The organism is Aeromonas veronii (assembly GCA_041319085.1).
Classification (GTDB): domain Bacteria; phylum Pseudomonadota; class Gammaproteobacteria; order Enterobacterales; family Aeromonadaceae; genus Aeromonas; species Aeromonas veronii_F.
This window is the reverse complement of sequence record CP101033.1, coordinates 3733936-3748620: the sequence shown is the minus strand read 5'-3', so window position 1 is coordinate 3748620 and position 14685 is coordinate 3733936. Positions and strand designations below refer to the sequence as shown.

At 59.7% G+C, this 14685-nt stretch carries 11 protein-coding genes; 5 read left to right on the top strand and 6 right to left on the bottom strand.

Translation table 11 applies throughout. The annotated features are described in order from the left end of the window. Positions 1-244: 244 nt before the first annotated feature. The 4 genes from tapB to NMD14_17810 all read right to left on the bottom strand — a co-directional run bounded on the left by tapB (position 245) and on the right by NMD14_17810 (position 4108). Complete coding sequence (tapB, locus tag NMD14_17825) at positions 245-1951, bottom strand: PilB family type IVa pilus assembly ATPase TapB (protein XEI32550.1); 1707 nt, start codon at positions 1949-1951, stop codon at positions 245-247. Next, positions 1952-2395, bottom strand: a complete 444-nt coding sequence (locus NMD14_17820; protein ID XEI32549.1) for a prepilin-type N-terminal cleavage/methylation domain-containing protein — start codon at positions 2393-2395, stop codon at positions 1952-1954. A gap of 315 nt (positions 2396-2710) precedes the next feature. Further along, positions 2711-3598 carry a carboxylating nicotinate-nucleotide diphosphorylase gene (nadC, locus tag NMD14_17815; GenBank protein XEI32548.1) on the bottom strand — a complete coding sequence of 296 codons (888 nt, stop codon included), beginning with the start codon at positions 3596-3598 and terminating at the stop codon, positions 2711-2713. Positions 3599-3601: 3 nt separating this feature from the next. Continuing rightward, a complete protein-coding gene (locus NMD14_17810; GenBank protein ID XEI32547.1) occupies positions 3602-4108 on the bottom strand; it encodes a retroviral-like aspartic protease family protein in 507 nt (168 codons plus the stop codon). 221 nt (positions 4109-4329) lie between these two features. Here NMD14_17810 and ampD point away from each other — a divergent pair, with 221 nt between their 5' ends. From ampD to lpdA, 5 genes are all read left to right on the top strand, one after another. Next, positions 4330-4893 (top strand): 1,6-anhydro-N-acetylmuramyl-L-alanine amidase AmpD, encoded by a 564-nt coding sequence (ampD, locus tag NMD14_17805; GenBank protein XEI32546.1) that lies wholly within the window; start codon positions 4330-4332, stop codon positions 4891-4893. 278 nt (positions 4894-5171) lie between these two features. Next, a complete protein-coding gene (pdhR, locus tag NMD14_17800) occupies positions 5172-5936 on the top strand; it encodes a pyruvate dehydrogenase complex transcriptional repressor PdhR (GenBank protein ID XEI32545.1) in 765 nt (254 codons plus the stop codon). Between the two features lie 79 nt (positions 5937-6015). Further along, positions 6016-8676, top strand: a complete 2661-nt coding sequence (aceE, locus tag NMD14_17795; protein XEI32544.1) for a pyruvate dehydrogenase (acetyl-transferring), homodimeric type — start codon at positions 6016-6018, stop codon at positions 8674-8676. Between the two features lie 119 nt (positions 8677-8795). Continuing rightward, complete coding sequence (gene aceF / locus NMD14_17790) at positions 8796-10685, top strand: pyruvate dehydrogenase complex dihydrolipoyllysine-residue acetyltransferase (protein ID XEI32543.1); 1890 nt, start codon at positions 8796-8798, stop codon at positions 10683-10685. A 164-nt stretch (positions 10686-10849) separates the two neighbouring features. After that, a complete protein-coding gene (lpdA, locus tag NMD14_17785; protein ID XEI32542.1) occupies positions 10850-12277 on the top strand; it encodes a dihydrolipoyl dehydrogenase in 1428 nt (475 codons plus the stop codon). Between the two features lie 74 nt (positions 12278-12351). On the opposite strand, the gene NMD14_17780 is transcribed toward lpdA, so the two are convergent. Continuing rightward, positions 12352-12534, bottom strand: coding sequence for a hypothetical protein (locus NMD14_17780; protein ID XEI32541.1), 183 nt, complete (start codon positions 12532-12534; stop codon positions 12352-12354). Positions 12535-12676: 142 nt separating this feature from the next. Next, complete coding sequence (locus tag NMD14_17775; GenBank protein XEI32540.1) at positions 12677-14584, bottom strand: methyl-accepting chemotaxis protein; 1908 nt, start codon at positions 14582-14584, stop codon at positions 12677-12679. Positions 14585-14685: the final 101 nt, after the last annotated feature.

The following is a 14685-nucleotide window of genomic DNA, read 5'->3' as shown; positions in this document are numbered from 1 at the left end:
ATCCTGCAATGGGGTAGGGCGTCAGCCCTTATGATACCGATGTCCGATTACCAGGCGTGAATCGAACCTACAAAGCTGTGTATCTACTCGACTGTCCGGTTACGCGATTACGCGATTGTCCGGTTAGGCGATTGTCCGATTACGCGATTGTCCGATTACGCTACGCTAATCGAACCTACGAACAACGAACAACGAACAACGAACAACGAATTCACTATTATCGGCAACCATTTCGCCACGCGAATTAGTTGGTGGTGACCCGGTTGACCTCGGCCAGACTGGTGACGCCGAGTCTGGCCTTCTCCAATCCCGAGGTGCGCAGCGTCCGCATCCCCTCCTTCTGGGCGATCGCCGCGATTTGCAGCGAGTTGGCGCCCTGCATGATCAGTTTGGCGATGTTTTCCGACATCAGCATGATTTCGTAGATGCCGACCCGCCCCTTGTAGCCGCCCGAACACTCCTTGCACCCGACCGGTTTGAACAGCCGCAGCCCGGCCGCCAACTGCTGCGGGGTAAAGCCCAGCTCCAGCAATTCGGCTTCCGGCACCACTTCAGGCGCCTTGCAGTGGTCGCACAGTTTGCGGGCCAGCCGCTGGGCCATGATCAGGGTCACCGAGGAGGCGATGTTGAAGGCGGGCACCCCCATGTTCATCATCCGGGTCAGGGTCTCGGCGGCGGAGTTGGTGTGCAGGGTGGAGAGCACCAGGTGGCCGGTCTGCGCCGCCTTGATGGCGATCTCGGCGGTCTCCAGATCGCGGATCTCCCCCACCATCACCACATCCGGGTCTTGCCGCAAGAAAGATCGCAGGGCGCTGGCGAAGGTCAGCCCCGCCTTGGGGTTAACCTGCACCTGGTTGACGCCGGGCAGGTTGATCTCCACCGGATCTTCGGCGGTGGAGATATTCACCTCGGTGGTGTTGAGAATATTGAGGCCGGTATAGAGCGACACCGTTTTGCCCGAGCCGGTGGGGCCGGTGACCAGGATCATCCCTTGTGGCTTCGACAGCGCCCGCAGGTATTGTGTCTTCTGCCGGTCGTCAAAGCCGAGTTGCTCGATATTGAGCCGCGCCGCCGAGGAGTCGAGCAGCCGGATCACGATCTTCTCCCCCCACATGGTGGGCAGGGTGTTGACCCGCATATCCATCGACTTGGTGCGCGACAGCTTCAGCTTGATGCGGCCATCCTGCGGCAGCCGCCGCTCGGCGATATCGAGCCGCGCCATCACCTTGAGGCGGGCGGAGAAGCGATTGGCCAGATTGACCGGCGGGGTGGCAATTTCGTGCAGAATGCCATCGATGCGAAAGCGCACCCGATACTTGAACTCATAGGGTTCGAAGTGCAGGTCGGAGGCGCCGCGCTTGATGGCATCCATCAGGATCTTGTTGATGTATTTGACGATGGGCGCGTCATCATCGGTGGTGTTGACGCTCTCGTCAAGCCGGCTGCTCTCGTCGGAGACCTCGAGATCCGAAATCTCCGCTTCGTCGATATCATCCATGCCGAGGGCGTCGTTTTCGCTCTCCAGCAGCTTGCCGATGGCGGCGGTGAGCTTGTTCTCCTCCACCAGCAGCGCCTCGGTATGCAGGCCGAAGCTGAAGCCGAAATCCTCCAGTGCCGAGACATTGGTCGGATCCGACATGGCGATATAGAGGGTGTGGCCCTGGGTGTAGATGGGCAGCACATGGTGTTTCTCAATCAGCTTTTGATTGAGGAACTTCTGCGGGATCTCGGCCAAGTCGAAGGCGGCAAGATCCAGCAGAGGTACCCCATACTCCAGCTCGCAAAAATCGGCCAGCGCCTTGCTGTCGAGGATGCTGTTCTCAATCAGAAAGGTGACAAAGGGTTTGCGCTGGGCCCTGGCCTGGCTTAGATAGCGCTGGGACTCCTCTTCACTGATCAGTGAAGAGGCGGCCAGGCTTAACGCCAGGCCGCTATTAGGGCTAGAGGTCATTTATTTAGCAGGGCAGTAATCAAGGTCTGTTGTGCCGTTTTTACATGCAGCAGCCCATGTTACTTGGCCAGTACTTTGCACTGTGCCTGTGAGCACATATTTATCGCCAGCAGCAAGCGGAGAAAGGGCTGTGTCTTTTACTTCAGATGTGATTGTGTACTGGTTGCCAGAGACTGCAGCTGTAGTTTCAACACCAGTAGAAACGGCAGGAGAAGGTGCTGCGCCCGGAATGCCGTAGCTACCAGCGGTACAAGCTGTAACACCATTTGTCTGAACACAAACTTCGACTGCAAGTTTTGCTGCGCCAGAAGCGGAGACCAACTCCGTCATCTTGGCTTTTTTGGTGTAGTTCTGATACGCCGGCAGTGCCACCGCCGCCAGAATGGCCACGATCGCGACCACGATCATCAATTCAATAAGGGTAAAACCCGATTGTTTTTTCATTTCAACTGTCCTTTTATCCTTGGTTCCTGGGAAGTGGCGGTAGAAAATCACCCGCACGTCAGTATCTTATCCGAGCTGTCAGGGGTGGCAACAGAGATTGCTGCCTTTGTTAACCACTTTTCTGTCATTTAGCAAAAATTTGATAGGCATCATAAAACAACTGGCTTCTATCGACTCTTTTCTATGGGGGGAGCGGATCCATCTTTACACTCCTTTGCTGAGGGATCCCTGCATAAAGAAAAGGCGCCCAGGGCGCCTTTTGCAAGTTGTTTATCCGCTTGGCCCGCGTATTGGCTCAGGCCCCGGTGATTCGGTTCACTGTTGGCTCTCGGCAGGGAGAAAACGCATCGAGAGATCGAGCGCCCGCAGATGCTTGGTGAGCGCCCCGACCGAGATAAAATCGACGCCGGTGGCGGCAAATTCCGCCAGGGTATCCAGCGTCACATTGCCGGAGACTTCGAGCTTGGCGCGGCCCTGATTGATGGCGACCGCTTCACGCATCATGGCCAGCTCGAAGTTATCGAGCATCACGATATCGGCGTGTGCTGCCAGCGCCTGTTCCAGCTCGGCCAGCGATTCCACTTCCACCTCCACCGGCTTGCCCGGATTAAGACGGCGCGCCTCGTTAATCGCCTCGGCGATGCCGCCACAGGCGAGGATATGGTTCTCTTTGATCAGATAGGCGTCATAGAGGCCGATGCGGTGATTCTTGCCGCCGCCGCAGGTGACCGCGTACTTCTGGGCGGTGCGCAGGCCAGGGATGGTCTTGCGGGTGTCGAGCAGCCGGCAGTCGGTGCCTTCCAGCTCGGCCACATAGCGGGCGGTGAGGGTAGCAACGCCGGAGAGGGTCTGGACAAAGTTCAGCGCATTGCGCTCGCCGGTCAGCAGCAGGCGGGCCGGGCCATGGAGGCGGAACAGCTCCTGATTGGGGGAGAGCACTTCGCCATCCTGCACCTGCCACTCCACCTTCACCTCGCCGCCGAGCTGGGCCTTCAGCTGCAAGAAGACCTCATCCACCCAGGGCTGGCCACAGAATACGCCGGCTTCGCGGGTGATGACCCGGGCGCTGGCCAGCCGATCGGCCGGGATCAGCTGGGCGGTGATATCGGCGCTGGCGTCCGGTTGGTCCAGCGTGGTGAGGGCATCGCCCAGATCTTCGAGTAGTGCGGCGCGCACGGCGCGACTGACATCCTGTTGAAACATCTCTTATTCCTGCAAGGGTCTGAGCAGCAACTGCCGCTCTTTTTGAACCAGCTCCAGCCGACCGAGGGCGTTCATGCCAACCAGCACTTCGTCACCGTCTGCCGCCGGATTGATAAAGATGGCCAGATCGTACAAGGTCAATGGCCCCATCGCCAGCGTTTCGATGGTGCCGTTGCCGACCCGGATCTGCCCCGCGGCGGTATTGACCTGGCTGCTGCCATGGGCGGTCAGGCCGAGCCGCTCGGCAACCTGTTGCGGGATGGTGATGCGGGTGGCACCGGTATCGAGCAGCAGTTGCACCGGCTGACCGTTGATGGCCCCCGCCAGACGATAGTGGCCGCTCTGGTCGGCCCGCAGCAGCAGCTCGCCGCTGGCGGTGACGCTCGGTTGCGAGCGGGAGTGAAAATAGAGGGTCAGCAGGCCCATCAAAGAGAGCCAGGCCAGCAGCCAGAAGCGGCGAGCCAGCCGGGGCGCGCCGCCCGGTGGTGGTTGGCGGGTGAAAGGGGACATGGCGGGGCTCCGGTAGTGGCGATGGCGATACCCTATCACATTGCCCGCCGTGCCCGCTTGGTGGTAGCGTGCGAGGTGAATGGTAAATCGGGATTTGGGAATGGTGATTCGTGAATGGTGATTCGGGACTCGGGAATCGTGAATGATCGAATCCCGAATCCCGAATCCCGAATCCCGGGTCCCGAATCACGACTCACCATTCCCGCCCCACAAGGAGCCTTATGCAATCCGATGATCTGACTATCGACCCGGCGGGCTGGTGCCTGCAGGCGCGCCGGGTGCCTTCTCCCCATCACAACGAACGGGCCGCGCCGGACGATATCTCCCTGCTGGTGGTGCATGGCATCAGCCTGCCGCCGGGCGAGTTTGGCGGCCCCTTTATCGACGATCTCTTTATGGGGCGGCTCGACCCCGAGGCTCACCCCTATTTTGCCGGTATCCATCAGTTGCGGGTCTCGGCCCACTGCCTGATCCGCCGCGATGGCGAGCTGGTGCAGTATGTGCCGTTTGGCGCGCGCGCCTGGCATGCAGGTGTCTCGAGCTGGCAGGGGCGAGAGGCATGCAATGACTTCTCTATCGGTATCGAGCTGGAAGGAACCGACGAAACCCCCTATACCGAGGCCCAGTACCGGGCGCTGGCGGGGCTCACTCGAGCCATTTCAGCGCGCTATCCGGCGATTACCCACGAAAAAATTGTCGGTCATTGCGACATCGCACCGGGGCGCAAGACGGATCCCGGAGTCAGTTTTCAGTGGGATTACTACCGGCAGCTGCTAAACAGCTAAAGCAATTATTCAAATTGAGTTTGGATTTTAAAATCAATGGCTTGCCGATCTGGCAGGCCATTGTTGTCTCTGGTTGCGCAAATGTTATTTGTGAGCGCAGTCAAAAATATTGGTCAGACCATTTTCTATGAGCTACATCATGTTTGCCCTGTTTTGCCCCGCAAGTGACCTCGGTGATTCTTGACTCAGATCATCTTTTGGGTGGACTTTTCAAAAGGCCTCTGCTAATTTCCGCCCCATTCATAGAATTGGTAATACCAATTTAACAAAGTAGCCTCATGCCCTATCGCAAGATTACACAACCCAAGTTAGCCGACTCCATTGTCGCCGAGCTGGAACAGATGATTCTGGAAGGCAGCCTGCAACCGGGGCAGAAATTGCCGCCCGAGCGGGAACTCGCCATCCAGTTTCAGGTATCGCGCCCCTCCCTGCGCGAAGCCATCCAGCGGCTGGAGGCGCGCGGGTTGCTTTATCGCCGTCAGGGCGGCGGCACCTATGTGCAGAATGCCCTGAGCAAGGGGATCGCCGATCCGCTGTTTGAACTGCTCAGTACCCACCCGGAAGCCCGGTATGACCTGCTGGAGTTTCGCCACGCGCTGGAAGGCATCTGTGCCTACTACGCGGCCTTGCGGGGAACAGAATCTGATTTCGAGCGCATTCGTCAGGTGCAAACCACCATCATCGATGCGGGCCAGTCGGGTTCGCTGGTGGCCGAATCGGCAGCTGTCACCCAGTTCTATCTGGCGGTGGCCGAGGCGTCCCACAACGTGGTGCTGCTGCACCTGCTGCGGGCCATGAGCCCGATGCTCGAGCAGAACATTCTGCAGAATAACGAGATTTTGAATCGCCGCCCGGGAGTGGTAGCCAAGATCCGTCGCCATCGCGCGAATCTGATCGAGGCTATTCTTTCGGGGGCTCCGGAGCGGGCCAGAACAGCTTGTCATGAGCATCTGGCCTTTATCGAGGACACCTTGTTGGATATGCAGAGGGAAGACAGCCGGATCCAGCGATCCATGCGTCGGATCCGTCAGCAGGAAAACTAATCCCACAAGGCTCTATTGTCGAATGCTTGCGCCCTTCGTCGTGCAATGCCGTGCAATCACAACAACATAGGAACCAGCCATGTCTGATATCCTGAAGAACGATGTGGACCCGATAGAAACGCTGGAGTGGCTTGCCTCTCTGGAATCCCTGCTGCGTGAAGAGGGTCCGCAACGCGCATCGTTCATCCTTGAACAGTTGGCCGAGAAAGCCCGCGCAAGCGGTGTAGACGTGGCTGCCAAGGCAAATCGCGATTACATCAACACCATCCCGTCCAGCGACGAGCCGGACTACCCGGGTGACCTGGAGATGGAGCGCCGCATTCGCGCCATCATCCGCTGGAACGCCATGATGATCGTGCTGCGCGCGTCCAAGAAAGACCTGGACCTGGGTGGTCACATGTCCTCCTTCGCCTCTTCTGCGACCATCTATGATGTCTGCTTCAACCACTTCTTCCGTGCTCGCAACGAGAAGGATGGTGGCGATCTGGTCTACTTCCAGGGTCACATCTCCCCGGGCATCTATGCTCGCGCCTTCGCTGAAGGTCGTCTGACCGAAGAGCAGCTGGACAACTTCCGTCAGGAAGTGGACGGCAAGGGTATCCCTTCCTATCCGCACCCGAAACTGATGCCGGACTTCTGGCAGTTCCCGACCGTATCCATGGGTCTGGGCCCCATCGCCGCCATCTATCAGGCTCGCTTCCTGAAGTACCTGACCGACCGTGGTATCAAGGATTGCTCCGAGCAGACTGTTTACGCCTTCCTGGGTGATGGCGAGATGGACGAGCCGGAAGCCAAGGGTGCCCTGACCGTTGCCGTGCGTGAAAAGCTCGACAACCTGGTGTTTGTGGTTAACTGCAACCTGCAGCGTCTGGATGGTCCGGTTGTCGGTAACGGCAAGGTGATCAACGAGCTGGAAGGCCTGTTCGCTGGCGCCGGTTGGGATGTGACCAAGGTGATCTGGGGTCGCAAGTGGGATGAGCTGCTGAAGAAAGACACTTCCGGCAAGCTGATCCAGCTGATGAACGAGACCGTGGACGGTGACTACCAGACCATGAAGTCCCGCGACGGTGGCTACATCCGCGAGCACTTCTTCAACCGTTATCCGGAAACTGCCGCGCTGGTCAAAGACATGACCGACGAGGAGATCTTCGCTCTGAACCGCGGTGGTCACGATCCTCGCAAACTGTTCGCCGCATTCAACAAGGCGACCCAGACCAAGGGCAAGCCGACCGTTATTCTGGCCAAGACCATCAAGGGTTACGGCATGGGTGAAGCGGCCGAAGGCAAGAACATCGCTCACCAGGTCAAGAAGATGGAGCTGGACTCCGTGCGTCACCTGCGTGACCGCTTCAACCTGCCGGTGGCCGACGAGCAACTGGCCGATCTGCCTTACCTGAAGATCGAAGCCGGTTCTGCCGAGCACAAATACCTGCACGACCGTCGCACTGCCCTGAAAGGCTATGTGCCGACCCGTCTGCGCGAAAGCACCACCAAGCTGGAAATCCCGGCACTGGATGCCTTCGGTCCGCTGCTGGGCGAGCAGGCGCGCGAAATCTCCACCACCATGGCGTTCGTGCGTTCCCTGAACGTGATGCTGAAAGACAAGTCCATCGGCAAGCGCATCGTTCCGATCCTGGCTGACGAAGCCCGTACCTTCGGTATGGAAGGTCTGTTCCGCCAGATCGGTATCTACAGCCCGCACGGTCAGCAGTACACCCCGCAAGACCGCGACATCGTCTCCTACTACAAGGAAGACAAGCAGGGTCAGGTTCTGCAAGACGGTATCAACGAGCTGGGCGCCATGTCCTCCTGGCTGGCAGCTGCGACCTCTTACAGCACCAACGACTGCCCGATGATCCCGTTCTACATCTACTACTCCATGTTCGGCTTCCAGCGGATCGGCGACATGGCGTGGGCAGCCGGTGACCAGCAAGCCCGTGGCTTCCTGCTGGGTGCGACCTCCGGTCGTACTACCCTGAACGGCGAAGGTTTGCAGCACGAAGATGGTCACAGCCACATCCTGGCGAACACCATCCCGAACTGCATCTCCTACGACCCGTCCTACGCCTATGAAGTGGCGGTGATCGTACAGGACGGCTTGCGCCGCATGTACGGTGAGAACCCGGAGAACGTGTTCTACTACATCACCACCCTGAACGAGAACTATGCCATGCCGGCCATGCCGGAAGGCGCCGAGGAAGGCATCCGCAAGGGTATCTACAAGCTGGAATCCGTCGCCGGTGCCAAGGCGAAAGTTCAGCTGCTGGGTTGTGGTTCCATCCTGGGTCACGTGCGCAAGGCTGCCCAGATCCTGGCCAGCGAGTACGGCATCGGTTCCGATGTATTCAGCGTCACCTCCTTCAACGAGCTGGCTCGTGACGGTCAGGACGCGGATCGCTGGAATATGCTGCACCCGACCTCTGAGGCGCGTGTTCCCTACATCGCTCAGGTACTGGGTTCCGAAGCCACCATCGCTGCGACTGACTACATGAAGTCCTTCGCCGATCAGGTTCGTGCCTTTGTTCCGACCGAGAACTACCGCGTGCTGGGTACCGACGGTTACGGCCGTTCCGACAGCCGTGCCAACCTGCGTCGTCACTTCGAAGTGAACGAGTTCTACGTGGTGGTTGCTGCCCTGACCGAACTGGCCAAGCGCGGCGAGATCGACAAGCAGGTTGTGGCCGATGCCATCGCCAAGTACGGCATCGATGCCGACAAGGTCAACCCGCTGTACGCGTAAGTGGATCAAGGGTCGCGCCGTCATGCGGCGCGACCCTGCCAGGGTTTAAAACGGTTAACGCGAGATGTGCGTGGCGGCATCAGCCAGTCATGCGGATCGACGCAAGAGGATAAAGCACAATGTCCAAACAGATTATGGTGCCGGATATCGGCGCCGATGAAGTTGAAGTCACCGAGATCATGGTGGCCGTGGGTGACAAGGTCGAGCTGGACCAGTCCATCATCGCGGTAGAAGGCGACAAGGCCTCCATGGAAGTTCCGGCCCCGTCCGCCGGTATCGTCAAAGAGATCCTGATCAAGGTGGGCGACAAGGTTGCCACCGGTTCCCAGATCATGGTCTTCGAAGCCGAAGGCGCTGCCGCCCCTGCTGAAGTGGCTGCACCGGTTGCTGCTGCTCCGGCCGCCGCACCTGCCGCTGCCGTGCGCAAAGATGTGCACGTACCGGACATCGGTGACGACGAAGTGGACGTGACTGAAATCATGGTTGCCGTGGGCGACATGGTAGAAGCTGACCAGTCCATCATTGCCGTGGAAGGTGACAAGGCCTCCATGGAAGTACCGGCACCGTTCGCAGGCCGCGTGGTCGAGATCAAGGTTGCCGCTGGTGCCAAGGTCTCTACCGGCTCTCTGGTGATGGTATTTGAAGTGGCTGGCGCTGCGCCTGCTGCCGTTGCTGCACCGGCTCAAGCTGCCGCGCCCGTGGCTGCAGCCCCGGTTGCCGCTGCGGCCAAAGAGGTCAACGTACCGGATATCGGTGGCGACGAAGTGGAAGTCACCGAGATCATGGTTGCGGTGGGTGACAAGGTTGAAGCCGACCAGTCCCTGATCGCCGTGGAAGGTGACAAGGCCTCCATGGAAGTGCCTGCGCCGTTCGCCGGTGTGGTCAAAGAGATCAAGGTGAAGGCAGGTGACAAGGTCTCCACCGGTTCCCTGATCATGGTATTCGAAGTGGCTGGCGCTGCCCCTGCTGCCGCGCCGGTTGCTCAAGCTGCCGCTCCGGTCGCTGCAGCCCCTGTTGCCGCTGCTCCGGCTCCGGTTGCCCAGGCTGCTGCCGCTGCGACCGATTTCGTTGCCAATGACGCTTATGTACACGCCTCTCCGGCAGTACGCCGTCTGGCGCGCGAGTTTGGCGTCAACCTGGCCAAGGTGAAAGCCTCCGGTCGCAAGGGCCGTATCGTCAAAGAAGACGTACAAGCCTACGTGAAGGATGCCATCAAGCGTGCCGAGTCCGCTCCTGCCTCTGCCGGCGTAGCCGGTGGCAACGGTCTGGGTGTCCTGCCGTGGCCGAAGGTAGACTTCAGCAAGTTCGGTGATGTGGAAGAGGTCGAACTGACCCGCATCCAGAAGATCTCCGGTCCGAACCTGCACCGTAACTGGGTCATGATCCCTCATGTCACCCAGTTCGACGAAGCCGATACCACCGAGCTGGAAGCGTTCCGCAAAGAGCAGAATGCGATGCTCGAGAAGCAGAAGGCAGACGTGAAGATCACCCCGCTGGTGTTCATCCTGAAAGCCGCCGCCAAGGCGCTGGAAGCTCACCCGCGCTTCTGCAGCTCCCTGTCCGAAGATGGCAGCAAGCTGATTATGAAGAAGTACATCCATATCGGTGTGGCGGTCGATACCCCCAACGGTCTGGTGGTGCCTGTGGTGCGCGATGTGAACAAGAAGGGCATCATGGAGCTCTCTCGCGATCTGGCCGAGATCTCCAAGAAGGCTCGTGCCGGCAAGCTGACCGCGGCCGATATGCAGGGCGGTTGCTTCACCATCTCCAGCCTGGGTGGCATCGGCGGTACCAGCTTTACCCCGATCGTCAACGCGCCGGAAGTGGCTATCCTCGGTGTCTCCAAGTCCGAGATGAAGCCGAAGTGGAACGGTAAAGAGTTCGCGCCGCGCCTGATGCTGCCGCTGGCTCTGAGCTACGACCACCGCGTGATCGATGGTGCCGATGGGGCTCGCTTCATCACCACCATGAACGGCGTGCTGTCCGACATTCGTCGACTGGTCCTGTAAGTGAGAGGGCGGGCCCAGAGCCTGCCCTTTTTACTTCTCATTTCATTAACATGATCGTAAACTTGCCCCGTTTTTTTCGCGGCTGCAGCGGCCTCTTGTTTTACAAGGAAAAAAAGGCATAAGACTGCGCTGTCCGGGGATATAAGAACGACAAAGAGGTCATGATGAGTAAAGAAATCAAAACCCAGGTCGTAGTACTGGGTGCTGGCCCTGCCGGTTATTCCGCTGCTTTCCGTGCAGCCGATCTGGGTCTGGATACTATTATCGTCGAGCGTTACTCCACCCTGGGTGGCGTCTGCCTGAACGTGGGCTGCATTCCCTCCAAGGCGCTGCTGCACGTTGCCAAAGTGATTGAAGAAGCCAAGGCGCTGGCCGAGCACGGCATCGTCTTCGGTGCGCCGCAGACCGACATCGACAAGATCCGTCTGTGGAAAGAGAAGGTTATCAACCAGCTGACCGGCGGTCTGGCTGGCATGGCCAAGATGCGCAAAGTTCAGGTTGTGAACGGCTTCGGCAAGTTCACCGGCCCGAATACCCTGGAAGTGACCGGGGAAGAGGGCAAGACCACAGTGACCTTCGACAACGCCATCATCGCGGCCGGTTCCCGTCCGGTGAAGCTGCCGTTCATCCCCCATGATGACCCGCGCGTATGGGACTCTACCGATGCGCTGGAGCTGAAAACCGTTCCCGGCAAACTGCTGGTTATCGGTGGTGGCATCATCGGTCTGGAGATGGGGACCGTTTACTCCTCTCTGGGTTCCGAGATCGACGTGGTGGAATTTGCCGACCAGCTGGTTCCGGCTGCCGACAAAGACATCGTCAAGATCTACACCAAGCGTGTGGCCAAGAAATTCAACATCATGCTGGAGACCAAGGTCACCGCAGTTGAAGCGCGCGAAGACGGCCTGTACGTCTCCTACGAAGGCAAGCACGCTCCGGCCGAGCCGGTTCGTTACGACAACGTGCTGGTTGCCGTAGGTCGGGTGCCGAACGGCAAGATGCTGGATGCCGAGAAGGCTGGCGTTGCCGTGACCGAGCGCGGTTTCATCGAGGTGGACAAGCAGCTGCGTACCAACGTGGCCCACATCCACGCCATCGGTGACATCGTGGGTCAGCCGATGCTGGCGCACAAAGGTGTCCACGAAGGTCACGTGGCCGCCGAAGTGATCGCCGGCAAGAAGCACTACTTCGACCCGAAAGTGATCCCGTCCATCGCCTACACCGAGCCAGAGATGGCATGGGTTGGTCTGACCGAGAAGGAAGCCAAGCAACAGGGCCTGAACTTCGAAGTCGCCACTTTCCCGTGGGCTGCTTCCGGTCGTGCCATCGCGTCCGACTGCTCTGACGGCATGACCAAGCTGATCTTCGACAAGGAGAGCGGCCGTGTCATCGGTGGTGCCATCGTCGGCACCAACGGTGGTGAACTGCTGGGTGAAATTGGTCTGGCCATCGAGATGGGTGCCGACGCCGAAGATATCGCGCTGACCATCCACGCTCACCCGACGCTGCACGAGTCCGTGGGTCTGGCTGCCGAAGTGTTCGAAGGCTCCATCACCGACCTGCCGAACGCCAAGGCCAAGAAGAAAAAGTAATTTTCTTCCCCGCTTGGATAAAAAAGCCGCTCGAATGAGCGGCTTTTTGTTGTCTGTCTTTCGGTACCCGGCGGTCAGCAGCGCCCCTTCTTGGCCTGACCAGGTGGACAGAAGGTGCCGTAACCGCCACCACTGCCATCGCTGACCCGGATCCGGGTGTCGTCCACACTCACATCGGCACCATGCACCCGCACCGGCCCGCTGCTGCAGGCGCCGAGCACTCCCCCCAGCAATATCATTACGATCAGCTTGCCCATAACTCCTCCTGTCTTTTGCTGATTATGAGGCATTTCGAGGGTCGCATAACGGCATTTGAATGGTCGTGCGTCACCGTTTGCCGTGGCTATGACAGAGGGCGCCGCAGCGCCCTCTGGTGAGTCATCAACAGGAAGTAACAGGTTACAGACGGAAGTTGCCGACCAGCTTGTCGAGTTGACCTGAGAGCTGCTGCAGGCTGCGGCTCGATTCGGTCAGCTGGTGGGCGATATCGGCGGTCTCCATTGTGAGCTGGTTGATATCTTCCACGTTGCGGTTGATCTCGCCGACCACGCTGGATTGCTCCTCGGTGGCGGTGGCGACCTGGATATTCATGTCGTTGATCTGGGTGATGTGGGCACTGATCTGGCCGAGGGCGGCGTTGGCCTCATCGGCCTGACTCACTACCTCCAGACTCTGGTTGCGCCCTTGGGCCATGGCGCTGACGGCGCGGGCACTCTGCTCCTGCAAGCGGTTGATCATTCCCTGGATCTCGGTGGTGGAGGCGGCGGAGCGGTTGGCCAGATTGCGCACCTCATCTGCCACCACGGCGAAGCCGCGACCCTGCTCACCGGCGCGCGCGGCCTCGATGGCGGCGTTCAGTGCCAGCAGGTTGGTCTGCTCCGAGATGCTGCGGATGGTTTCGAGGATGCTGCCGATGGAGTCGGTCTGGCTCGCCAGCGACTCGATCACGCCAGCGACTTGCTCGATCTCCCCGGAGAGGCCAACGATGCCTTGGCGCGCCTGCGCCACTACCACGGCCCCCGCATCGGCCTGATTGTTGGCCTGTTTGGCAACGTCCGCTGCCAGCGAGGCGTTACCGGCGATCTCGCCCACAGTGGCACCCATCTCGTGGATGGCGGTGGCCACCTGCACGGTACGGTCGCGCTGGGCGGTACAGTTGTGCTGGGTCAGCTGCGCCTTGTTGGCCACCTCGTTGGCGGTGGCAGCGAGCTGGCGGGAGTTCTCTGCCACCTGCTCGATGGAGGCGTGGATCTTGGCGACGAAGTTATTGAAGCCGGTGGCGACCTGACTCAGCTCGTCACGCCCTTCCACTTTGAGGCGCTGGGTGAGATCCCCATCACCGCTGCCCAGCTCCTTGAACAGGCTGGCCAGTTGGTTGAGCGGACGACTGACCGAGCCGGCCAGCAGCATACCGAGCAGCCCCATGCCGGCTGCGATGGCCAGGCTCACCAGCAGGATGTGCAGGCGGGCGCTGTCCAGCTCGGCATAGATCTCAGCCTCCGGCACCTGGGCCACCAGATACCAGTCGAGCAGCGGGATATAGCTGCTGGCCAGCACTACCGGCTGGCCGTCGATCTCGGCGTGGGTAGCGGCGAAGGGCTGCTTGTTCAGCAGATTGCTGCTACCGCTTGCCAGCTGGGCCAGGCTGTCCCGGTCGATACGGCTGGCGTCGGGGTGCAGTTTCACCTTGCCGCTGGCGTCGGTCATGAACACCAAGCCGCTGTCGCCGATGCGGAAGTTGGCGAGCATGTTGACCATGCTGTCGAGGGACTTGGCGAGGCCGGCGAGGCCACGACCATTAAGCTGCTGGAAGTTGACGAACAGCTTCACCTCGCCGTTGCTCTCGCGAAAGATGCTGAGCATCAGGTCTTGCTGGCTCTTGGTGTAGCCGTAGAACCAGGCATCCTGCTCCGGCGTCAGGTTGCGCAGAAAGCCATCCTGGTTGTAGTAGGCGGCGGTCTGGCGATCGGCGAAAGAGGCGGTGACCAGCCCGTATTGGGCCGCCATGTCCTTGAGCTGGTTGATCAGGATCGCTTCCTGCTCCTTGGGCATGCCGCGGGCCACCCAGTCCAGCACGAAGCGATCGTTGGCCAGTTGTCTGGCGGCGCCAGCGACCGAGGTGAGATCCTTCTCGATCTCCTTGCCGATGCGCTGGGTCAGGTTGGGCAGCTCCTGCTCGAACATCCGGGTTTCTATCAATTGCTGCGCCGAGCGCTGGCTGAAGTAGCCTACCAGCAGGCATGAGACGACCACTGCCAGGGTGACCGTGGCCAGTATTTTCTGTTTGAGAGTAAGGGTTGCCAGCATAAACGTGCTCAAAAGGTGGAGGATTGACGATGCTCATATTAGCGGCAGCGCAGCCCCGGCCATGAGGCTGGCGGCCCTTTATTTGTGGATTACGTTTGCGC

What these genes read in the sequence shown, in the direction of transcription:
- tapB (XEI32550.1), bottom strand. Translation starts at nt 1,951, where the DNA reads ATGACCTCTAGCCCTAATAGCGGCCTGGCGTTAAGCCTGGCCGCCTCT.
- NMD14_17820 (XEI32549.1), bottom strand. Translation starts at nt 2,395, where the DNA reads ATGAAAAAACAATCGGGTTTTACCCTTATTGAATTGATGATCGTGGTC.
- nadC (XEI32548.1), bottom strand. Translation starts at nt 3,598, where the DNA reads ATGTTTCAACAGGATGTCAGTCGCGCCGTGCGCGCCGCACTACTCGAA.
- NMD14_17810 (XEI32547.1), bottom strand. Translation starts at nt 4,108, where the DNA reads ATGTCCCCTTTCACCCGCCAACCACCACCGGGCGGCGCGCCCCGGCTG.
- ampD (XEI32546.1), top strand. Translation starts at nt 4,330, where the DNA reads ATGCAATCCGATGATCTGACTATCGACCCGGCGGGCTGGTGCCTGCAG.
- pdhR (XEI32545.1), top strand. Translation starts at nt 5,172, where the DNA reads ATGCCCTATCGCAAGATTACACAACCCAAGTTAGCCGACTCCATTGTC.
- aceE (XEI32544.1), top strand. Translation starts at nt 6,016, where the DNA reads ATGTCTGATATCCTGAAGAACGATGTGGACCCGATAGAAACGCTGGAG.
- aceF (XEI32543.1), top strand. Translation starts at nt 8,796, where the DNA reads ATGTCCAAACAGATTATGGTGCCGGATATCGGCGCCGATGAAGTTGAA.
- lpdA (XEI32542.1), top strand. Translation starts at nt 10,850, where the DNA reads ATGAGTAAAGAAATCAAAACCCAGGTCGTAGTACTGGGTGCTGGCCCT.
- NMD14_17780 (XEI32541.1), bottom strand. Translation starts at nt 12,534, where the DNA reads ATGGGCAAGCTGATCGTAATGATATTGCTGGGGGGAGTGCTCGGCGCC.
- NMD14_17775 (XEI32540.1), bottom strand. Translation starts at nt 14,584, where the DNA reads ATGCTGGCAACCCTTACTCTCAAACAGAAAATACTGGCCACGGTCACC.